Origin of the sequence: Pseudarthrobacter sp. NPDC092424 (genome assembly GCF_044754925.1) — a bacterium.
In the GTDB taxonomy this organism is placed as follows: Bacteria; Actinomycetota; Actinomycetes; order Actinomycetales; family Micrococcaceae; genus Arthrobacter.
The window spans coordinates 1-19,893 of sequence record NZ_JBIVQC010000011.1; the positions used below are offsets into that span (position 1 = coordinate 1).

Annotated in this window: 17 protein-coding genes and 2 tRNA genes; 8 read left to right on the forward strand and 11 right to left on the reverse strand. The window is 67.5% G+C overall.

Annotated elements, in window-relative coordinates:
• Both ACIQCN_RS13770 and ACIQCN_RS13775 read left to right on the forward strand, forming a co-directional pair.
• Window positions 1-215: rhodanese-like domain-containing protein (locus ACIQCN_RS13770; protein WP_400611380.1), on the forward strand; the 215-nt coding region annotated here is incomplete at its 5' end.
• Between the two features lie 122 nt (window positions 216-337).
• Window positions 338-1,606, forward strand: coding sequence for an MFS transporter (locus ACIQCN_RS13775; protein WP_400611381.1), 1,269 nt, complete (start codon window positions 338-340; stop codon window positions 1,604-1,606).
• A 93-nt stretch (window positions 1,607-1,699) separates the two neighbouring features.
• Here ACIQCN_RS13775 and ACIQCN_RS13780 read toward each other — a convergent pair.
• The 8 genes from ACIQCN_RS13780 to ACIQCN_RS13815 form a co-directional block, all read right to left on the reverse strand.
• Window positions 1,700-1,773 (reverse strand) — tRNA-Met (locus ACIQCN_RS13780).
• Window positions 1,774-1,834: 61 nt separating this feature from the next.
• A tRNA-Thr gene (locus ACIQCN_RS13785) sits at window positions 1,835-1,906 on the reverse strand.
• 299 nt (window positions 1,907-2,205) lie between these two features.
• Complete coding sequence (locus ACIQCN_RS13790) at window positions 2,206-4,275, reverse strand: DEAD/DEAH box helicase (RefSeq protein WP_400611382.1); 2,070 nt, start codon at window positions 4,273-4,275, stop codon at window positions 2,206-2,208.
• Between the two features lie 407 nt (window positions 4,276-4,682).
• Window positions 4,683-5,336 carry an MOSC domain-containing protein gene (locus tag ACIQCN_RS13795; protein WP_400611383.1) on the reverse strand — a complete coding sequence of 218 codons (654 nt, stop codon included), beginning with the start codon at window positions 5,334-5,336 and terminating at the stop codon, window positions 4,683-4,685.
• Window positions 5,337-5,376: 40 nt separating this feature from the next.
• A complete protein-coding gene (locus ACIQCN_RS13800; RefSeq protein ID WP_400611384.1) occupies window positions 5,377-6,147 on the reverse strand; it encodes an SDR family oxidoreductase in 771 nt (256 codons plus the stop codon).
• 160 nt (window positions 6,148-6,307) lie between these two features.
• Complete coding sequence (locus ACIQCN_RS13805) at window positions 6,308-7,654, reverse strand: MFS transporter (RefSeq protein WP_400611385.1); 1,347 nt, start codon at window positions 7,652-7,654, stop codon at window positions 6,308-6,310.
• Window positions 7,655-7,749: 95 nt separating this feature from the next.
• On the reverse strand, window positions 7,750-8,913 hold the full coding sequence (locus tag ACIQCN_RS13810; RefSeq protein ID WP_400611386.1) for a cystathionine gamma-synthase: 1,164 nt from the start codon (window positions 8,911-8,913) through the stop codon (window positions 7,750-7,752).
• A 26-nt stretch (window positions 8,914-8,939) separates the two neighbouring features.
• Complete coding sequence (locus ACIQCN_RS13815) at window positions 8,940-10,325, reverse strand: cystathionine beta-synthase (RefSeq protein WP_400604503.1); 1,386 nt, start codon at window positions 10,323-10,325, stop codon at window positions 8,940-8,942.
• An 89-nt stretch (window positions 10,326-10,414) separates the two neighbouring features.
• Between ACIQCN_RS13815 and ACIQCN_RS13820 the strand changes: the two genes are divergently transcribed.
• Window positions 10,415-11,383 (forward strand): DNA-3-methyladenine glycosylase family protein, encoded by a 969-nt coding sequence (locus ACIQCN_RS13820; protein WP_400604505.1) that lies wholly within the window; start codon window positions 10,415-10,417, stop codon window positions 11,381-11,383.
• Window positions 11,384-11,386: 3 nt separating this feature from the next.
• Here the strand turns inward: ACIQCN_RS13820 and ACIQCN_RS13825 are convergent, their stop codons facing one another.
• Window positions 11,387-13,078: an AMP-binding protein gene (locus ACIQCN_RS13825; RefSeq protein WP_400611387.1), complete on the reverse strand. Its 1,692-nt coding sequence runs from the start codon at window positions 13,076-13,078 to the stop codon at window positions 11,387-11,389.
• Between the two features lie 49 nt (window positions 13,079-13,127).
• On the opposite strand from ACIQCN_RS13825, the gene ACIQCN_RS13830 reads away from it, so the two are divergent.
• The gene (locus tag ACIQCN_RS13830; RefSeq protein WP_400604509.1) at window positions 13,128-13,406 is read left to right on the forward strand and encodes a putative quinol monooxygenase; all 279 of its coding nucleotides are present in this window, start codon (window positions 13,128-13,130) and stop codon (window positions 13,404-13,406) included.
• Between the two features lie 58 nt (window positions 13,407-13,464).
• Here ACIQCN_RS13830 and trxA read toward each other — a convergent pair whose 3' ends face one another.
• Window positions 13,465-13,890, reverse strand: a complete 426-nt coding sequence (gene trxA / locus ACIQCN_RS13835; RefSeq protein ID WP_400604511.1) for a thioredoxin — start codon at window positions 13,888-13,890, stop codon at window positions 13,465-13,467.
• Between the two features lie 144 nt (window positions 13,891-14,034).
• On the opposite strand from trxA, the gene ACIQCN_RS13840 reads away from it, so the two are divergent.
• Complete coding sequence (locus tag ACIQCN_RS13840; RefSeq protein ID WP_400611388.1) at window positions 14,035-14,958, forward strand: ABC transporter ATP-binding protein; 924 nt, start codon at window positions 14,035-14,037, stop codon at window positions 14,956-14,958.
• The gene (locus tag ACIQCN_RS13845; protein WP_400604515.1) at window positions 14,955-15,755 is read left to right on the forward strand and encodes an ABC transporter permease subunit; all 801 of its coding nucleotides are present in this window, start codon (window positions 14,955-14,957) and stop codon (window positions 15,753-15,755) included. The genes ACIQCN_RS13840 and ACIQCN_RS13845 overlap by 4 nt, the downstream gene beginning before the upstream one ends.
• A 17-nt stretch (window positions 15,756-15,772) precedes the next feature.
• Here ACIQCN_RS13845 and ACIQCN_RS13850 read toward each other — a convergent pair whose 3' ends face one another.
• Window positions 15,773-16,321: an acyl-CoA thioesterase gene (locus tag ACIQCN_RS13850; RefSeq protein WP_400604517.1), complete on the reverse strand. Its 549-nt coding sequence runs from the start codon at window positions 16,319-16,321 to the stop codon at window positions 15,773-15,775.
• A 517-nt stretch (window positions 16,322-16,838) separates the two neighbouring features.
• On the opposite strand from ACIQCN_RS13850, the gene ACIQCN_RS13855 reads away from it, so the two are divergent.
• A complete protein-coding gene (locus ACIQCN_RS13855) occupies window positions 16,839-18,743 on the forward strand; it encodes a N,N-dimethylformamidase beta subunit family domain-containing protein (RefSeq protein ID WP_400611389.1) in 1,905 nt (634 codons plus the stop codon).
• Between the two features lie 369 nt (window positions 18,744-19,112).
• Window positions 19,113-19,880 (forward strand): peptidoglycan-binding protein, encoded by a 768-nt coding sequence (locus ACIQCN_RS13860; RefSeq protein WP_400611390.1) that lies wholly within the window; start codon window positions 19,113-19,115, stop codon window positions 19,878-19,880.
• Window positions 19,881-19,893 lie beyond the last annotated feature (13 nt).

Consider the following 19,893-nt stretch of genomic DNA (forward strand, 5'->3'; position numbering starts at 1 on the left):
GGCATATCCCCGGCTCTGCCCAGCTAGGCGCCGGCCGCATCATGTGGCACCTGGACAAGCTCCCGGGCGAAGGGACCATCGTGACGTACTGCCAGTCCGGCGTCCGCAACTCCGTAGCGGCCAGCGCCCTGCGCCGGGCAGGATACGACGTGGTCGAGCTCGACGGCAGCTACGCCGCCTGGGAGGCCTGGCACAACAGCGTCCCTGCAGCCTAACCAGGCCCCACTACCCCTCCATCAGCCCGGGCAGGCCACTCCAGCCCGGGCTCCGGGCCGGGGCGCGTTCCTTCAACGCGCCCCGGCCACCCTTCTGCCACACCACCAGGACGGACAAAGCAATGCCGGGCAAAACACTATTCGACGCCTCCGGTTCAGCCGGCCCGGCGCTGGGTCTGCGCCAGAACCTGGCGCAGTTCATGCTGCTGGTGGCCGTCAACGCCCTGGTGGGCGGAACCCTGGGCCAGGAGCGCACGGTCCTGCCCCTGCTGGCCTCCCAGGAATTTCACCTGGACCTGTACACCGGCGCACTGACCTACATTCTGGCGTTCGGCCTCTCCAAGGCCGCGATGAACTACTTCGCCGGCACGCTTTCGGACAAATACGGCCGCAAACCGGTCCTCATCGCCGGCTGGCTGGCGGCTGTACCGGTCCCGCTCATGCTCATCTTCGGCCCGTCCTGGGCCTGGATCGTGGCGGCCAACATACTGTTGGGCATCAGCCAAGGCCTTACCTGGTCCACCGCCGTCATTATGAAAATGGACCTCGTGGGCCCGAGACAGCGCGGCCTGGCCATGGGGTTCAACGAGGCGGCGGGCTACCTGGGCGTGGCTGTCACAGCACTGGCCACCGGCTACCTGGCCACCTCCTTCGGACTCCGTCCGGCCCCTTTCCTGCTCGGAGCCGCCTACATCGCCCTGGGCCTGGGATTGACGGTTCTTGCCGTCAGGGAAACCCGACACCACGCCAAGGCCGAGGCCGCCCAGCATGCCGCTGTCCACAGCAGCGCCCACGCAGGACTCACCACTGGCCAGGTGTTCACCCTCACCAGCTTCAAAGACCGCTCCCTCTCCGCCGCAAGCCAGGCCGGCCTGGTGAACAACCTCAATGACGGGCTGGCCTGGGGCCTCTTCCCCGTCCTTTTCGCCAGCGCCGGGCTGAGCCTTGGCCAGGTCGGCATCCTGGCCGCCGCCTACCCCGCTGCCTGGGGCGCCGCCCAACTGGTCACTGGCGCCGCCTCGGACCGGTGGGGCCGCAAATGGTTCATCACGGCCGGCATGCTGGTCCAGGCCGCAGGCCTGGTCATCACCGCCTCAGCCCACAGCTTCGCGCCCTGGCTCGCCGCTGCCATCGTCCTGGGACTCGGCACGGCCATGGTCTACCCAACCCTGCTGGCCGCCATCGGGGACGTTGCCCACCCTGCCTGGCGGGCGCGGTCCGTGGGAGTCTATCGATTGTGGCGCGACGGCGGATTCGCCGTCGGTGCGCTTCTGTCCGGCATCCTCGCCGACCTCTATGGCATTCCCACCGCCACCGCCGCCATTGCCGCGCTCACCGCAGCCTCCGGCGTCGTCGTAGCCGTCCGCATGCGCGGCGACGACCACGCGTAGGGCCCAAACGGCAACGGAAACGCTCTGCACGTGGGACCTGCCCATCCAACGGAAAAGCCCCCGGAATCTCTGAGATTCCGGGGGCTTTATATGTAGCGGTGGGGAGGCTCGATCTCCCGACCTCACGATTATGAGTCGTGCGCTCTAACCAACTGAGCTACACCGCCACGAATGAGAAAAACCTGTGTCAAGCCGGTCAAAACCGCCTTGACACAGGCCCTCATTCAGAGCCCCCCACCGGAATCGATCCGGTGACCTCGTTCTTACCAAGAACGCGCTCTACCACTGAGCTAGGGGGGCAACGAGTAAATACTCTACCGGAAGATTTTCCCACCAACAAATCGGCGGTCCGGGCAGTTCCGGGGCCGTGCGGCGTGCGTACCCGGAGCGTCCCGGAGCCCCGTTCTTCCGCGGAATTCCGGGGATCCACGGACCACTATGTCCCTGGCCTCCGACGTCGGAAAAGCACCGCCGGGGCTGCCCCGCCACCGCGGCCGGGAACGAATGTGGCAAGACCCACATCATGGACATTAAATGCCGATGGGCCGGCTCGAAAGCCGGCCCATCGCCGTTGTCAATCAGTAACCTTCGCGGAAGGCCTACCACTTGCCCTTGCGGTTGAAGTCGCGGTGGCCGCTGTCATTGCCGCGGGGCTTGCGGGAGCCGTCACCGTGCCCGCCGAAGCGGGAGTCGCCGGAACGCTCGCTGTACGAACGTCCACCGCGGTCGGCAGAGGACCGCTCGCCGTCGTTCTTGCGGAACTCGCGCTTGAAGCCGCCGCTGCCCTTGAAGTTGCCGCCACGGTCGCCGCCACGGCTGCCCTGGTAGCTGGGGCGGTCGCCGGAGGGACGGCGGCCGTTGTCCAGCTCGAGGTGGATCAGCTCGCCGCCGATCCGGGTGCGGGACAGGGCGCGCAGCTGCTCGGCGCTCAGGTCCGCGGGCAGCTCCACCAGGGAGTGGTCCGAACGGATGTCGATGCCGCCGATCTGCGAGGACGAGATGCCGCCCTCGTTGGCGATGGCGCCCACGATGGAGCCGGGCATGACGCGCTGGCGGCGGCCCACGGCGATCCGGTAGGTGGCGTTGCCCTCGGTGAGCTGGCGGGTCGGGCCCCGGGAGCCGAAGCCGTCCTTGGACCGTTCGCGCTTCTGGAACTCGGGAGCTGCCGGCAGTTCCTTGACCAGGAGCGGCTGGCCGCCCTGGGCCATCACAGCAAGGGCCGCAGCGATTTCGGCTGCCGGCACCTTGTGCTCTTCCTCGTAGGAGGCGATCAGGTCACGGAACATGGAGACGTCCTCGGAGGCGAGGGTCTCGGTGATGCGCTCGGCGAACTTGCCCAGGCGCAGCGTGTTCACGGTCTCGGCGGTGGGCAGGTGCATCTGCTCAACCGGCTGGCGGGTGGCCTTCTCGATGGCGCGCAGCAGGTACTTCTCACGCGGCGTCATGAAGAGGATCGCATCACCGTTGCGGCCGGCGCGGCCCGTGCGGCCGATGCGGTGCACGTAGGACTCAGTGTCGTGCGGGATGTCGTAGTTGACCACGTGGCTGATGCGTTCCACGTCCAGGCCGCGGGCGGCGACGTCGGTGGCCACCAGAATGTCGATGCGGCCTTCCTTCAGCGCGTCAACCGTGCGTTCACGCTGCTGCTGCGGGATGTCGCCGTTGATGGCGGCAGCCTGGAAACCGCGGGACTTCAGCTTGTCAGCCAGGTCCTCGGTGGCCATCTTGGTGCGCACGAAGGCGATGACGCCGTCGAACTCTTCCACCTCGAGGATGCGGGTCAGCGCGTCCAGCTTGTGCGGACCCATGACCTGCAGGTAGCGCTGGCGGATGTTGGTGCCCGTGGAGGTCTTGGTCTTGACCGAGATCTCTGCGGGATCGTTCAGGTACTGCTTGGACATGCGGCGGATCTGGCTGGGCATGGTTGCCGAGAACAGCGCCACCTGGCGGTCCGACGGGGTCTGCTGGAAGATCTGCTCCACGTCTTCGGCGAAGCCCATCCGCAGCATTTCGTCGGCCTCGTCCAGCACCAGGTACTGGAGTTCGGACAGGTCCAGGGAACCCTTGGAGATGTGGTCGATCACGCGGCCGGGGGTACCGACGACGACCTGGGCACCGCGGCGCAGGCCGGCCAGCTGGGGGCCGTAGGCGGACCCGCCGTAGACGGGGAGGACGGTGAAGTCGTCGATGTGCTTGGCGTAGGAGGTGAAGGCCTCTGCAACCTGGAGCGCCAGCTCACGGGTCGGGGCGAGGACCAGGGCCTGCGTCTTGCGGGACGGGCCGTTGAGGTCGTGCAGTTCGGCCAGGCGGGACAGTGCCGGCACTGCGAATGCTGCAGTCTTGCCGGTACCGGTCTGCGCCAGGCCCACGACGTCGCGGCCTTCGAGCAGCAGCGGGATGGTGGCTGCCTGGATGGGGGACGGCTTTTCGTAGCCGACATCCTGCAGCGCGGCGAGGACGCGGCCGTCAATGCCGAGGTCGGCGAACTTGACGGTGTTGTCCTCGGCGTCCGCCTCGGGGCGGGCGGCCGGAGTTTCAGCGGCCGTCGTTTCAGCGACCGGTGTTTCGGCAGCGGGAGCTGCGGGGGCTTCGGCGGCGACCGCGGAAGCTGCTGCGGCGTCGTTCACGGTGGTGTCGGCGTCGTAATTTTCGTTCTGATTTTCGGGCATAGGGAAAGATTCCTCATCCATAGGGGGCCAGGCGGCACTACCCGAGGTGAGCGGAGCCGCAGTACGTGTGCCGTGGGTGCCGGGCAAACATTGACCGGCCGGTCACAGAAGTCCGGCGCTTTCGCAATCCCGTGGCAGGACTTCGCGCTGCATCTCTTGGCTGCTATCCCAGCAGTCTGTACAGCGTTTTCTTTAGCCGGCTCTCCCTATGAAAATGCCCGCATCGCTTGCGCGGGCCCCAACACTTGCCAGTCCTGCCTCAAAAATTGGGCAGGAATAAGGGATTTCCGGAGTGGGGGATGTTTCAAGTGTAGGACACCGGTGCGCCCTTCCGGAAATTCAGCGGACGACGGCGGCGGTGAGCTTGCGCACATGGCCGGCCGGGCGACGGCGGGCTTCGCCGGGTGTCACCTGCCGAAGCGGCGGAGAACGGCGTCAAACTTGGCGTGGTACTCGTCCTGGAGGCGGATCTCGCCGTCGGCCTCGGCATCGCGCAGGGCGTCGACAAGATCCGGTGTGGGCTCGCTGAACCACTGCCCCACGGTGATGCCGTGGCGGGGAACGAAGGTGCGGTGGATGTGGTCTCCGGCCTGGATGGCGCCGGTGTGGACGACCCGCAGGTAGGTGCCCACGCGGCCTTCTTCGGTGAAGCGCTTGACCCACTGCGGCTGGTCCATGCGCCGCTGGAACGTGGCGCATGGGACGCGCGGTGAGGTAACTTCCAGCTCGACGTCCAGCCCGATCTTCCAGCGCTCCCCGATCACCGCGCCGGTGGCGTCGATGCCGGCCACGCGAAGGTTCTCGCCGAAGATGCCCGGCGGCAGTTCACGGCCCAGCTCCTGCGCCCAGAAGTCGGCGTCCGCCTGGGAGTAGGCGTACACCGCCTGGTCCTCACCGCCGTGGTTGAACCTGTCCGCCTGGATGTCGCCGCGCAGCCCCAGTCTATGGACTTTGACCTGTCCGTCCGCGGGTCGCTTGTCAATAGCCGTGACCCCTACCCCGCCGGCGTCTTCGAGGAGCTGGTGGACGCGGCACACGGCAAGGACGGAGGCGGTTTCCATGGCACCAGTGTAGGGCTCGGGCCCGCAGCACCGGTCCTGCTCAGGCCGAGAACCCGCCATCGGCCTTGATCAGCTGGCCCGACACCCAGCGCCCGGCCGGCGAGAGCAGGAACGCCACCGTGGCGGCGACATCCGCCGGCGTGCCCAGGCGTCCGGTCGGCTGGCGTTCGGCGAGCGCATCCCTCAGTTCCGGGGTCATCCAGCCCGTGTCGACCGGCCCTGGGTTCAGCGCGTTGGCCGAGATGCCCTGCGGTCCCAGCTCCCGCGCTGCGGCAATGACGATCCGGTCCAGTGCCCCCTTCGAGGCCCCATACGGAAGGTTGAACGCTGTGTGGTCACTGGTCAGCGCAACGATGGCGCCGCCGTCGTCCGTTGCCTGCCGCGCGAACGCTGCGATCAGCTGCCAGCTGGCGCGGGTATTGACAGCGAAGTGGCGCTCAAACGATTCGAGTGTGGTGTCCAGGATGCCCGAATCGACCGATTCCGCGTGGCTGAGCACCAGGCCCCGCAGCGGACCGGCCAGCTCTACCGCGTCCGCCACCAGCTTCTCCGCCGCGGCGGGATCCGCCAGGTCCGCGGGCAACAGGTGGACGCGGGCGCCGATGACTTCCAGCTCGGCAATCAGGCGTACGACGTCGTCCGGCTGGCTTCCCCACGGCATGCGGGCATCGTAGGGGTGCCAGTACGCCAGGGCCAGGTCCCAGCCGTCCGCGGCCAGGTGCCGGGCAATTCCGGCGCCGATGCCGGCCAGCCGCCCAGCCCCCGTAACGAGCGCAACCGGACGGGCAGGTACTTCGACGGGAGGTTCCATGGCACCAGCGTAACGGCGCGGCCGGCGGCAGTCCGCGAGACGGGCCCACGCCCGCAGGGCTCCCTGGCAGAGCTTGCGAGGCGAGGGAGCGGCTGGGGAGCAGTCCGCAGCAATGTTTCCCGCCGGGACTGCTGCGAAATGCCATCTCGATGGCGGGCGCTTACGCCGTAGGGGCAGGGAGGGATTCCCGGGGCTTGCTGTCCTTGCGGATGGTGGCACTGACCACGGCGGCCACGGTGCACATCGCCGCGGCACCCAGCCAGGCATAGGTGTAGTGCCCGGTGGAGTCCCGGATGGCGCCTGCCGCCAGGGCAGCTGCCGCGGCCCCCAGCTGGTGCGCGGCGAACACCCAGCCGAACACCACACTGCCGTCCGCGCCGAAGGTCTCCCGGCAGATCGCGGCCGTGGGCGGCACGGTGGCCACCCAGTCCAGGCCATAAATCACCACGAACACGATCATGCTGGGCTGGACCTCCGTGCTGAGCAGCATTGGCAGCACCAGCAGGCCGATCCCGCGGAACTGGTAGTAAACCGCCAGCAGGATGCGCGGGTTGAAGCGGTCGGTCAGCCAGCCGGACGCGATGGTTCCCAGGATGTCGAAAATTCCGACGACGGCCAGCAGTCCCGCCGCGGTGGTTTCGGGCATCCCGTGGTCATGGGCACTCGGGATGAAGTGGGTGCCGATCAGCCCGTTGGTGGTGGCGCCGCAGATCGCGAACCCGGCCGCCAGCGCCCAGAACGTCCGCACCCGGCTTGCCCGGCGCAGCACCTGAAGGGCACGGACCGCCGCGTTGCCGCTGTCCCCGGGGTGCCGCGCCGGAGGGACTGGAGCGGCGCCGGACGGGTCCGCCCCGTAAGGCAGCACACCTGCGTCCTGCGGGGAGTTCTTCAGGAACTTCAACACCAGCGGAACCACTGCCAGGGCGCCCGCAGCGATCAGCAGGGAAGCCTGCCGCCAGCCCGGGTCCTGGGCAAGCATGGCGATAAACGGCAGGAAGACCAACTGCCCGGCCGCACTGCCCGCGGTGAGCATGCCAATTACCAGCCCCCTGCTCTTCACGAACCACGTATTGGCGATGGTCGCGGCGAACACCAGCGCCATGGACCCCGTCCCCAGGCCGATCAGCAGGCCCCACGTCAGCAGGATCTGCCAGGACTGGTTCACCAGGACAGTGAGCGCGCTGCCCATGCCGATCAGCACCAGCGCAGTGGCGGTAACCGCCCTGATTCCGAAGCGCTCCATCAACGCCGCGGCAAACGGGGCGGTGAGGCCGAACAGCACCAGGTTGATGCTCACTGCGGCGGACAGCACCGTGGTGGACCAGCCGAACTCCTCCCGTAGTGGAACCATGAGCACGCCGGGGGCAGCACGGAAGCCGGCAGCACCCACCAGGGCAAGGAACGCCACCGCCGCCACCACCCAGGCCGGGTGGAGGCGGCGGCGCGGACCGGGCTGCGGAGACACCTGGTTGCCGGCCTGTTCCGTTGCACCAGGCATTGTGCTCATGCGGCTGCTATCTTTCGTCGTTCCGCGAGATGGCACTTCGCGGCAGTGTTGGGGGTCAACATTGCCGTTAAATGCCATCTCGCGGGGCGGGAGGGCTAGGGGATGGAGCGGAACGCCTGTTCGAGGTCCGAGATCAGGTCCTCCACGTCCTCGATGCCGCAGGAGAGCCGGAGCAGGTTGACCGGGACGGCCAGCTCGGTGCCCTTCACGGACGCGTGGGTCATCTCGGACGGGTAGTTCATCAGCGACTCGATGCCACCAAGGGATTCGGCCAGCGTGAACACGGACGTGTTTTCCGCAACTGCCCGCGCCGCCGCCTCGCCGCCCTTGAACTGCACGGACACCATGCCGCCGAACTTCTTCATCTGCTGCTTCGCCAGTTCATGGCCCGGGTGCGAGGGCAGGCCCGGGTACAGCACAGCCTCCACCTCGGGACGCTCCAGCAGCCACTCGGCCACCGCCTGGCCGTTCTCGCTGTGCCGGTCCATCCGCACGCCCAGGGTCTTCAGGCCGCGGGTGGTCAGAAAGGCATCCATCGGACCGGATACGGCGCCGACGGCGAACTGCACGAAGCCGATCTTCTCCGCCAGCTCCGCGTCCTTGACCACCACGGCGCCGCCGACGACGTCGGAGTGCCCGCCGATGTACTTCGTCGTGGAGTGGACCACGACGTCGGCACCCAGGGCAAGCGGGTTCTGCAAGTAGGGGGACGCGAAGGTGTTGTCCACGACAAGGAGGGCCCCGGCGTCGTGCGCTACCTTGGCGAGCGCAGCGATATCGGTGATCTTCATCAGCGGGTTGGAGGGGGTCTCCACCCAGACAATGCGGGTCTGCTGCGCGGCCACCGCCTTGGCCACGGCATCCAGGTCCGCCATGTCCACCGGGGTGTTCCCGATGCCCCACTCCCCCAGCACGCGGCTGATCAGCCGGTACGTGCCGCCGTACGCGTCATTGCCCAGCACGATGTGGTCCCCCGGGCGGGTGAGCGCGCGGATCAGGGCGTCCTCCGCGGCCAGGCCGGAGCTGAAGCTGAAGGCGTCGGTGCCCAGCTCCAGAGCAGCCAGCTGCTCCTGCAGGGCGTCACGGGTGGGGTTGCCCCCGCGGCCGTACTCGTACCCGTCGCGGAGCCCGCCGATGCCGTCCTGGGCATACGTGGAGCTGAAGTGCAGCGGCGGGACCACCGCGCCGGTGCGCGGTTCGAAAGCCTGGCCGGCGTGCACGGCCCTGGTATTGAAGCCGTGGTTCTCAGAGGCAGTCATAATGCTCCTTTTCGGGTTGGCGCGGATCAGTTGCTGAGGTAGGCCAGGAGGTCGTGGCGGGTGATGATTCCCACCGGCGCCCCCACGAACGTCACCATCAGGGTGTCCACATCTGAGAGCATTTCGCGGGCCGCCGAGATGGTCTCCAGCGACCCGATCACGGGCAGCTTGGGGCCCATGTGCTCGGAAATCTTGTCCGTCAGCTTCGCCTCGCCGCGGAAGAGCTTGGCCGTGAGGGACCGCTCATCCACGGCGCCCAGGACCTCACCCATCACCACGGGCGGTTCCTGCGAGAGGACCGGGATGTGGCTGACGCCGAATTCGTTCATGATGTTGATGACATCGCGGACGGACTCGTTGGGGTGGATGTGCACCAGGTCCGGCAGTTCGCCGTTCTTGGACTTGATCACCTCGCCGACGGACGTTTCCTCGCCGCCGGAGAGGAAGCCGTAGGAGCGCATCCACTGGTCGTTGAAGATTTTCGCCAGGTAGCCGCGGCCGGAGTCGGGCAGGATCACGACGACGACAGCCTCCTCGGGCAGATCCTTTGCCGCCTCGAGCGCAGCCACCACCGCCATGCCGGAGGAGCCGCCCACCAGCAGCCCTTCCTCGCGGGCCAGCCGGCGCGTCATGGCGAACGAGTCGCCGTCGTTGACCGCGATCACCCGGTCCGGGACGGACTTGTCGTAGTTGCCCGGCCACATGTCCTCGCCGACGCCCTCGACGAAGTAGGGACGGCCGGTGCCGCCGGAGTAGACCGAACCTTCGGGGTCCGCGCCGATGATCTTGACCACGCCGCCGTCGGACTCCGGACGGTCCGCCGACACCTCCTTGAGGTAGCGGCCCGTGCCCGTGATGGTGCCGCCGGTGCCGGCGCCGATCACGCAGTGGGTGACCTTGCCGTCGGTGTCGCGCCAGATCTCCGGACCGGTGGTCTCGTAATGGCTGCCGGGCGCCGCGGGGTTGGAGAACTGGTCCGGCTTATACGCGCCGGGGGTCTCCCGAACCAGCCGGTCAGAGACTCCGTAATAGCTCTGCGGGCTGTCCGGCGGGACGGACGTGGGGGTCACAACGACCTCCGCGCCGTACGCCTGGAGCACCGCGCGCTTATCCTCGCCCACCTTGTCCGGGACCACGAAGATGCACTTGTAGCCCTTCTGCTGGGCCACGAGCGCCAGGCCAACACCGGTGTTGCCCGAGGTGGGTTCGATAATGGTCCCGCCCGGCTGGAGCTTGCCGTCGCGCTCGGCGTCCTCGATCATCTTCACCGCGATGCGGTCCTTGATGGATCCGCCTGGGTTCACGTACTCAAGTTTGACCAGGACAGTGGCTTTAATGCCGTCCGTGACGTGGTTCAGCTTGATGAGCGGGGTATTGCCAATGAGGTCCAAAACGGACTGGGCGTACTTCATGGATACTAAGCTACCGCTTCCGGTTTGCCGCTGCCCGCCGCCGGCCTGCGGCGCGGCCGATGTCGGGGCGGCGTGGGACGATGGGAGGCATGACCATCGCAGCAGCACCCGCCCGGCTCGCCGCCGCGGCGGACGCTTCGCTGCGCTGGCATTCGGGCGGCGAGTTCGATCTCCTCCGCACTATCGGCCCCCTCCTCCGCGGTGCCAGCGACCCCTCCTTCAGCGTGCAGGAAGGCGCGGCTTGGAACGCGTTTACGACGCCGGACGGCCCGGTGACGCTGCGCCTCGCCCCGGCGAACGCCGGCGCGGTTGATGCCCAGGCGTGGGGCCCGGGTTCGGAAGCGGCGGTGGCCGCCGTGCCCCGGCTCCTGGGTTCCGGGGACGACTGGTCTGCCTTCGACGAACCCGTCTTCCATGCCACGCTTCCCCGGATGGTGCGCGAGGCCAGGCGGCAGAGCCGTGCCTTGCGGCTTCCCGCCAGCGGGCGCATGGTGGACCAGCTGGTGCCGATCATCCTGGAGCAGAAGGTCACGGTCATCGAGGCACGGCGGGCCTACCGGTACCTGGTGCACAAATTCGGATCACCACCGCCCGGCGCCCCCCTTGCTCCCGCCGGACTCAAGCTGCCGCCCACCCCGGCGCAATGGCTCCAGGTCCCCAGCTGGGAGTGGCACCGGGCCGGCGTAGGACCCCAGCGTTCAGCCACCGTGATGCGGGCGCTGCGGTCCGCCCCCGCGCTTGAACGCCTGGCAGCGCTGCCCGCGGCGGAGGCAGCTGCCAAGCTGCAGACCATCCCCGGCATCGGCATCTGGACCGCGGCGGAGGTGGTGCAGCGCACGCACGGCTGCCCCGACTCGATCTCCGTGGGCGACTACCACCTGGCCGCCTATGTGGGTGCTGCGCTGACCGGCCGCCGCACGGACGACGCCGGCATGCTCCGGCTGCTGGAGCCCTGGACCGGCCACCGCCAGCGCGTGGTGCGGATGATCCAGGCCAGCGGCTTCCGCAAGCCCACGTTCGGCCCGCGGATGACTATCCAGGACCACCGCCGCCACTGACAGTCAGAGGCGGAGGCGGGCCACGGCTTCCTCACGCATCTCCACCTTGCGCACCTTGCCGGACACCGTCATGGGGAAGCTTTCGCGGACCTCCACGTAACGGGGAATCTTGTAATGCGCCAGCTTCCCGCGGCAGAACTCTGCCAGCGCGTGCGCGTCCAAGGTTTCAGCACCGGGCTTGAGGATGACGCAGGCCATCAGTTCTTCCCCGTACTTGGCGTCCGGCACCCCGATCACCTGCACGTCCTGGATGTCCGGGTGGGCGTAGAGGAACTCCTCGATCTCGCGCGGGTAGATGTTCTCGCCGCCGCGGATCACCATGTCCTTCATCCGGCCCTCGATCACCAGGTACCCGTCATCATCCATGCGGGCCAGGTCCCCGGTGTGCATCCAGCCGTCGGCGTCAATGGCCTCCGCAGTCTTCTCCGGCTGGTTCCAGTACCCCGCCATCACGGCGTAGCCGCGCGTGCACAGCTCGCCGATCTGCCCACGTTCCAGGACCCCGCCCGACGCCGGGTCCACAATTTGCGACTCAAGCTGAGGCATGGTCCGGCCCACCGTTTCCGTGCGCTGCCGGAGCGTGTCCCCCTGCCGGGTCATGGTGGAGACCGGAGAGGTCTCGGTCATGCCGTAGCAGATGGCCACATCCTTCATGTGCATATCCGAGATGACCCGTTTCATCACCTCCACCGGGCACGGCGAACCGGCCATGACGCCGGTACGCAGCGTGGAAATATCGTAGGAAGCGAAGTCCTCCAGCGCCAGTTCGGCGATGAACATTGTGGGGACCCCGTACAGGGACGTCCCGCCGAAGTCCTGCACCGCCTCCAGGGCTGCGGCGGGTGAGAATCCGCGCCCGGGGATGATGGTGGCAGCACCGTGGCTCAGCGCGTTCAGGTTGCCGATCACCATGCCGAAGCAGTGGTAGAACGGCACCGGGATTACCACGCGGTCGTTCTCCGTGTAGCCCAGCAGCTCCCCGATGGCGTAGCCGTTGTTCAGGATGTTGTGGTGCGTCAGCGTGGCGCCCTTGGGGAAACCGGTGGTTCCGGAGGTGTACTGCAGGTTGATCGGGTCGTGCGGGTCAAGGTCCGCCATGCGCTCCTTCAGCACGGAATGCCCGACGGCGTCAGCCCGCCGAAGCAGCTCGGCGTACGTCAGCTCTGCCTCGCTGAGGGGGACGCCGGCGTCGTAGGCCTCCCCGCCGGGCCCTTCCCCGCCCGGCGCCGGCAGGAAGACGAGCTCGCGCAGCTCCGGGCAGGTGGTGAGCGCGCCACGGGCCATGCCCACGTAGTCGCTGTTGCGGTCCGTGGGCGCGGCGACCAGCATCCGCATGCCGTTCTGCTTGACCACGAACTCAAGCTCGTGGCTTCGGTAGGCCGGGTTGACGTTGACCAGGATGGCGCCCACCTTGGCGGTGGCGTACTGCAGGAGGGTCCATTCGGCGCAGTTGGGGCTCCAGATGCCCACGCGCTCCCCCTTGGCAACGCCCAACGCGAGCAGGGCGCGCGCCAGGCGGTCGACGTCGTCGTTCATCTTGGTGTAGCTCCATCGCCGGGCATCCGCACCCGGGACCGGGGCCGCCTCGATCAGCGCGTCATGCAGCGGGAACTGTGCTGCGATCCGTTCAAAGTTGTGGCCGATGGTCTCTTCAAGCAGGGGGACGTCGGTGTCGCCGGCTGTGTAAGCACGCATGAAGGCACGCTACCGCACCTGGCCGGCGCCGGCCGGTATTCTGAAACGCATGAGTGCACCCATCGACCTGCAGGCAACGTTCATCCCCAATGAAGGCGAATTCTTCCGCGTGAAGCTCGCGCTGGAAATCGCCATTGACGAAGTGGTGAACGAACCCGGCTGCATCCGCTACGAACTGACGGAAGCCACCGAGAAGAAGCTGGTCCTGACCGAACAGTGGGCCTCGGAGGAAGACCTGGAGAAGCACTCCAAGGGCATCGCGGTGCAGGACCTGAACGAATCCCTGAGCGCGCTGCTGGCCGAGCCCGTGAAGGTGGAGCGGATCTAACACTTAACAGCGAAGCGGGACCCGTCCGGACGGGTCCCGCTTCGCTGTTTAAGAGGACTTAGAGGTCGGGGATCTGGGAACCGTCCTGGGGGCCGGCCGGCTTGCTGGCGGCGGCCGCGGCCTCTTCGCGCTGGCGGGCCACGTGGGCATGGACTTCCTCCATGTCCAGGGCCTTCACCGCATCCACAACCTGTTCCAGTTGCTGGGCGTTCAGCGCACCGGGCTGGGAGAATACCAGCACCTTTTCACGGAACGCCATCAGGGTGGGGATGGAGGAAATGCCGGCCTCGGCGGCGAGCTGCTGCTCAGCCTCCGTGTCCACCTTGGCGAACACTACGTCCGGGTGCTTCTCGGAAACTGCGGAGTACGTGGGTCCGAACTGCTTGCAGGGACCGCACCATTCCGCCCAGAAATCCACCAGGACAATGTCGTTTCCTTCAATGGTCGATGCGAACTGTTCACCAGTGATGTCGAGGGTAGCCATGTATCTACGCTACGCGGAACGGATCCAGAACCGGGCGGTGTTCGCTCCCCGCGTCATCGGGAATAAGGGCCGTTCGGCCGTATACAGCACGCCTTCCGGCGCTTAGCCTAAGGGCAGGCGAGGCGTACATCATCAGGAGGGCTTATGACGGCCGCGATTTCGGCCCGGTCGCTGACCAAGAGCTTTGGCCGGCGCGAAGTTCTGCACGGCGTCGATTTCACTGTCGAGCCCGGCTCGGTGTTTGGCGTCATTGGCCCTAACGGCGCCGGTAAAACCACCACCATGCGCTGTCTGCTGGACATCATCCGGCCCAGCGGCGGCGAAGTGCGCGTCCTTGGCACCGACCCGCGGGCGGGGGGCCCGGAACTGCGCCGTCGCATCGGCTACCTGCCGGGCGAACTGTTTCTGGAAGGGCGGGTCACGGGCCGGAAGCTCCTCAGCCACTACCAGGCCATCAGCGGACCAGTTCCGCAGGGCCGGATCAACGAGCTCGCCGAACGCCTGGGGCTGGACCTCGACAGCCACACGCGCAAACTGTCCAAAGGCAACAAGCAGAAACTCGGTTTGGTCCAGGCGTTCATGCACGAACCCGAGCTGCTGGTTTTGGACGAGCCCACCAGCGGACTGGACCCCTTGATGCAGCAGGAGTTCCATGCGATGGTCCGTGAAGCCCGGCACCGCGGACAGACCATTTTTCTCAGCTCGCACGTCCTGAGCGAGGTGCAGCAGACCGCGGACACGGTGGCGATCCTGCGGGACGGGCGCATCATCGCCGTCGAATCCGTCAGCGGCCTGCGCGAGGGTGCCCAGCGGCGGGTCCGGTTCACGGCGCACGGAATTTCAGCGGACGACGCCGTTGCGCTGCTCACTGAGGTGCCCGGTGCCGGAAACGTCGAGGTGCTTGAGTCCGACGGCTCGGTGACGCTTTCGGCGTCCCTCTCCGGCCCCATCCAGCCGCTGGTCCGAATGCTGGGCTGGCTGGAGCTCGCGGACCTGGTGCTGGAGGAACCGGACCTGGAGGACGCCGTCCTGAAGATGTACTCGGTTCCGCAGGAGGACGGACGATGAAGACCGCGCTCCCGCTGTTTCGCCGCTCCTTCGTTGACTCCTGGCGTTCCACCCTGGCGTGGGCCGCCGGGCTGGCGGGCGCGTGCTTCCTGTACCTTCCGCTGTACCCGTCCATCGGCGGCAGCGCGCAGATGCAGGGCATGATCGACGCCCTCCCGGCGGAGATGACCAAGGCGCTGAACTACGACCAGATCGCCACTGGCCCCGGCTATACGCAGGCCACGCTGTACGGGTTGTTGGGATTCTTGCTGATGACCATCGCCTCCGTCGCGTGGGGTGCGTCGGCAGTGGGCGGCGACGAAGAGTCGGGGCAGCTGGAGCTGACCCTGGCCCACGGAGTGCGGCGGGTGCAGGTGGTGCTGGAGCGGGCGCTGGCCCTTGCTTTGCGGGTCGTGCTGCTTGCTGCCTGGGTGTTCCTGCTGGTGTCATTCCTCAACGGCCCCTCGCAGCTGGGGATCAAACTGGAGAACCTGTTCGGCGCGGCTGTCCTGTTCGCCGGGCTGGCGCTCCTGAGCGGTACCGCAGCCCTCTGTGCCGGGGCAGTGACCGGGCGCCGGACCGCCGGCATGGCAGCCGGGGCGGCGGTGGGTGTGCTCGGGTACGTGTTCAACGCCGTCGGCCGCCAGAGCGAGGACGTGGAGTGGCTGCTGAACCTGAGCCCTTACCACTGGGCTTACGGAAACTCGCCTGTGTCCAACGGCGCGGACTGGGCTGCCGCGGGCTGGCTGTATGCACTTTCCGCAGCGCTCGTGGTGCTGGCGGCCGCCGCACTCGAACAGCGTGATGTGGGGGCCTGACCCGTTCAGGACGGGCGTCAGGCGTTCCAGGCGTGCGGGGCGGGCGTCCGGGCACCGGGAAGCCCGTTGGCAATCCGCCACTCGTGGATCCACTCGGGCAGCACCAGGTCGGCCGGCGGCTGCCCGAACTCTTCCAGGATCTCATCCTGGCTCACCGGCCGCCCCCTGCCGACCAGCCGGGTGGCAATGTACGCGCGCGCGTAAATTTCGCCGTCGGACACCATGCGCTGCTCGAAGTAGACAGCTTTGGCGTCCAGCCCGATGATGCGCGTCTCTATGGTGTAACGCTGCCATAGCTGGAGGGACTTCCGGAACGCGATGGTCTCCCCCGCCGCGACCGGAGACCAGCCCCGCCGGCGCATGCGCTTCCAGACGCCGCTGCGGACCATGAGGTCGAACCGGCCAAGGTCCATCAGCGAGAAATACATGCCGTTGTTGACGTGTACGGCGATATCCACATCGGTGGGCAGGACGCGCATCGGCAGCGACGACGTGTCCCAGATGGTGAGCGGAGTCCGCCGGGCAGAGCGGAAAAGCATCAGGATGGTTCGCAGAATCAGGTGCATGCCGCCTATGTTACCCGCTGGTAACAAGAGTCGACGGCGGGCGCGGGCAGTCCGCCCGCCAGGCAAGTAGCCCGGTTCCCCAGGCGAGTACACCCGTGCACGAGTTCCGGCGAATCTCCCTGATTTCCGGGTACAGCGTACTCGTGCCGGGCGCGGGGTCCGTTCCTAGACTCGGGATTCCTAGGACCACGCAGGGCGGGCCTCCCGGGTTGGCTGCCGGGATCCGCCCCCGTTCAAGCCTCCGCACCTTGGTCTAGCGGAGTCTTCCGGCTCCAGGGCACCGGCGTGATACCGGGGCCACCGGAGCTCCCTGATCATCCCGTCCTACACCGGTCGCCGCTTCATCCATTTGCGATGCTGCGTGCCCCCGGCCGGAAGACCGTAGCTGGAACGGCCTACCCATGAACCCGCAACAAGACAGTCTCAACGCCCCTGCCCCCCTGATTTCCCGCAGCACGCGGCCGCGCGCCGCCGCACACGGCCGCGCCGTAGACGTTCGCCAGGCGGGGGAACTGAAATGAAGTGGAAGACCTTCCTCGCATCCCTGGTGGTCGTGTTGGGAACCGGCGTCACCCCGGCGCAGGCCGGTGCGGGCAACGTCCCGGTCCCGGCCGGCGTCTCCGTGACACCCAATGTCTCAGTCACGGCGTCCAACCCCACGGCATACGCCACCACCACGCTCGCGTACCGGGCGACGATCACCAGCGCAGGAACCCTGACCGCCGTCCAGTTCGCCGTCCCGCCGGGCAGCGGTGGAAAGGTGACCTCGGTTAACGGCACCCTCAGCACCTACGCGCCCGGTTATCTGCGGTGGACGCCGACCAGGCCCATCCCGGTCAGCGTCGGGTCGAGGCTGTCGATCCCGGTCTACAACCTTCGGCTGCCAAAAGCGGCGACCTATCGCCTGGGCATGAACGCGGTGGAGAGGACCCGCTACCTTACGGCCGGGTACGGGTCGCTGACCGTCAACCCGGTGCCCCCGGCACCGATGGAAGCACTGCCGGCCAAGCCATGGCCCGAACCGGGCCCGGGATGCCCTTCTGTTTGGGCTCCGATCGCCCGGGAGAACGCACTGGCCGGAACCAGCGCATGGGCGATCACGGCGCAGTCGACGTCGATGAGCATGTGGGCGGACAAGCAGAGTGCCGCCTGCGGTGAGAGCGTCGGGCTGCACATCCAATCCTCGCGCCCGGTGACAGTGACAGCGTACCGGATGGGCTTCTACGCGGGCCTGGGTGGGCGGAAGGTATGGACCTCCGAAATCATCCCCGCCAGCAGCCAGCCGGGCCCCGCCGTGCTCGATAACAACGTCTCGGCATCGTCGTGGACCGAAACCCTGAGCGTCCCGATTACGACGGAGTTCCGTCCGGGAGTCTACCTTCTGCGCGCGGAAGACGCGGCCGGCGAAGCGACATACGCCCCGCTGACGGTGAGGGACGACACCCCGGTCCGTCACGACCTGCTGATCCAGCAGGCGACCTCGACATGGCAGGCGTACAACAGGTGGGGTGGGTACTCGTTCTATACCTCCAACGCGGGGAGTTCGACGCTGTCCTATGACCGGCCCTACGACGAGGGCTTTGGAGCCGGGCAGTATCTCGGGCTGGAGCGTGGTTTGACCTACTGGGCCGAGTCCAAGGGGATCGACGTCACCTACTGGACCGACGAGGACATGGATACCTATGGGGTCCAGCTTCCGCAGCGAACCAGTGCGCTCTGGCTGCCCGCCCACGATGAGTACTACTCCTACCCGATGAGGGCCGCCCTGGTTCAGGCAATGAACGCCGGCGTGCATGTCGCGAACCTCGGGGCGAACACCGTTTACCGTGAAATCGACTACTCCGACGACCACCGGACATGGTCCATCGACAGGTCGGCCTTGGACGCTTCGACCCGCTGGCGCTACCGCGGCGAGGGCTGGCACGAGCAGACGCTCCTTGGCGCGCAGTACGGCTGTGCACCGCGTGGAGCGCTGACCACGAACTCGTCGTGGCTGTGGGCCGGTGTCCCTGCCGGCACGGTGCTCGACGGTTTCGTCAACGGCGAGAACGATTACGTCCAGGCCGGTATCTTCACTCCTCCGGGGCAGCAGGTGCTATCCACCACCCCGGCCCGGTGCTACAAGAACGGCACGCTGCAGCGCGTGGACGTGGTCAGCCATGTCCGGGCCTCAGGCGCCAGGGTGATCAATGGCTCGACATTCACCTACGGGTGCTTCGTGGTGCAGCAGTGCCCGAGCCAGTGGCTGAACTCGACGGACAGGCCCCTGGTGGTAACGGACGCTCAGGCGGCGGCGGTGTCCAAAGCGCTGGGCAACATCGCGGCGTGGCAGGGCATCGAAGCAACGGTCTCCCTCGATATCGCCGTCGCGGAGCCGAAGGACAACCTGACGTCCACACGCATAGAGACGAACGAGAAGTGACAGCGGTTTCGAGTCGCTGCCGCGGCCGAGCCGAGTGGTCCGCGTGCTCACATGAGTACGCGCCCAAGGCGGATGACTGCACCGGCGGGAAATTCGCGTACCTCCTACTCGTGCCGCCCCTCCGGGGCCGTTCCTAGACTCGGAACTCCTAGGACCACGCAAGGGCGGGCCTCCCGGGTTGGCTGCCGGGATCCGCCCCCGTTCAAGCTTCCGTATTTTCTGGGTATGCGGTCGCTTCCGGCGTAGGTGGCCCGGCGTGATGCCGGGGCCACCTACGCACCGTGATCAACTGTCCGACTCCAGGGTGCCGGATATCCGCCCTCGATGCGGCGTGCCCCGTCCGGAGGACCGTAGCTGGACGGCCTGCCCATGAACCCGCAACAGGATCCCTTCAACACCCTTCCCTTCCATGACTTCACCACCGACGCACCACGCAGCTGGCCCGCTCGGGGCCCGGTCCCGGGTTTCAGGTTCAACGCCGGAATGGCCGGAGCCGCCCTTGCCGCAGCGATAACCATCGGGGCCCTGAGCCTGAGCACCCATCCTGGCGCGCCGGACGCAGTTCCCGGCGCTGAAACGGCCACGGCGGGCACGACGACGGCCGGTGCGGCTGCGTCCGGAGGCCCTGCTATGGCGGACTACACAGCCCGGCAGACCGCGGTGGCACCGGCGCCCGCTAAGGCTCCCGCCGCCGTCGTACCTCCTCCGGCTCCAGCGGTTGCTGGGGCTCCCGATCCGGCCCCCGCCCCTGTACCCGCGTCTGCCCCTGCTCCACCGCCCCCGGCCCCTGCACCGGCGCCCGCGCCCGCAGTGCGGACCATCTATGTCGCAGGGTCCGGCGGGCAAGAGCTGATCGACGCGTGCATCGGGCCCATCCACTTCACTCCAAACGACGGCTACTCGCTGTTCATCACGGAGCACGACTTCTGCGGCGGGTGGGCACGCTTTTCCGGCATCGCGGTAGGTGAAACGGTGAGCCTGCCGGGGTACGGGACGTATACGGTAACGGGCCGTGGCCAGGTTCCCAATCCCGGGACCACCAACGACGTGGTGGCCGTGTTCGGCAGCTTCCCGCGGGCCATCCTGCAGACCTGCATTCCCGGGACGAGCCAGATGCTGCTGATTGCGCTGAACTGAATGTAGCCGGGCT

Bases quoted from the DNA above. Each gene is read 5' to 3' on its own strand.
- ACIQCN_RS13790 (WP_400611382.1), bottom strand. From the start codon at position 4,275: ATGCCCGAAAATCAGAACGAAAATTACGACGCCGACACCACCGTGAAC.
- ACIQCN_RS13830 (WP_400604509.1), top strand. From the start codon at position 13,128: ATGAGTGCACCCATCGACCTGCAGGCAACGTTCATCCCCAATGAAGGC.
- ACIQCN_RS13810 (WP_400611386.1), bottom strand. From the start codon at position 8,913: ATGACTGCCTCTGAGAACCACGGCTTCAATACCAGGGCCGTGCACGCC.
- ACIQCN_RS13805 (WP_400611385.1), bottom strand. From the start codon at position 7,654: ATGAGCACAATGCCTGGTGCAACGGAACAGGCCGGCAACCAGGTGTCT.
- ACIQCN_RS13845 (WP_400604515.1), top strand. From the start codon at position 14,955: ATGAAGACCGCGCTCCCGCTGTTTCGCCGCTCCTTCGTTGACTCCTGG.
- ACIQCN_RS13815 (WP_400604503.1), bottom strand. From the start codon at position 10,325: ATGAAGTACGCCCAGTCCGTTTTGGACCTCATTGGCAATACCCCGCTC.
- ACIQCN_RS13850 (WP_400604517.1), bottom strand. From the start codon at position 16,321: ATGCACCTGATTCTGCGAACCATCCTGATGCTTTTCCGCTCTGCCCGG.
- ACIQCN_RS13855 (WP_400611389.1), top strand. From the start codon at position 16,839: ATGAAGTGGAAGACCTTCCTCGCATCCCTGGTGGTCGTGTTGGGAACC.
- ACIQCN_RS13795 (WP_400611383.1), bottom strand. From the start codon at position 5,336: ATGGAAACCGCCTCCGTCCTTGCCGTGTGCCGCGTCCACCAGCTCCTC.
- ACIQCN_RS13860 (WP_400611390.1), top strand. From the start codon at position 19,113: ATGAACCCGCAACAGGATCCCTTCAACACCCTTCCCTTCCATGACTTC.
- ACIQCN_RS13775 (WP_400611381.1), top strand. From the start codon at position 338: ATGCCGGGCAAAACACTATTCGACGCCTCCGGTTCAGCCGGCCCGGCG.
- ACIQCN_RS13800 (WP_400611384.1), bottom strand. From the start codon at position 6,147: ATGGAACCTCCCGTCGAAGTACCTGCCCGTCCGGTTGCGCTCGTTACG.
- ACIQCN_RS13820 (WP_400604505.1), top strand. From the start codon at position 10,415: ATGACCATCGCAGCAGCACCCGCCCGGCTCGCCGCCGCGGCGGACGCT.
- ACIQCN_RS13840 (WP_400611388.1), top strand. From the start codon at position 14,035: ATGACGGCCGCGATTTCGGCCCGGTCGCTGACCAAGAGCTTTGGCCGG.
- ACIQCN_RS13825 (WP_400611387.1), bottom strand. From the start codon at position 13,078: ATGCGTGCTTACACAGCCGGCGACACCGACGTCCCCCTGCTTGAAGAG.
- trxA (WP_400604511.1), bottom strand. From the start codon at position 13,890: ATGGCTACCCTCGACATCACTGGTGAACAGTTCGCATCGACCATTGAA.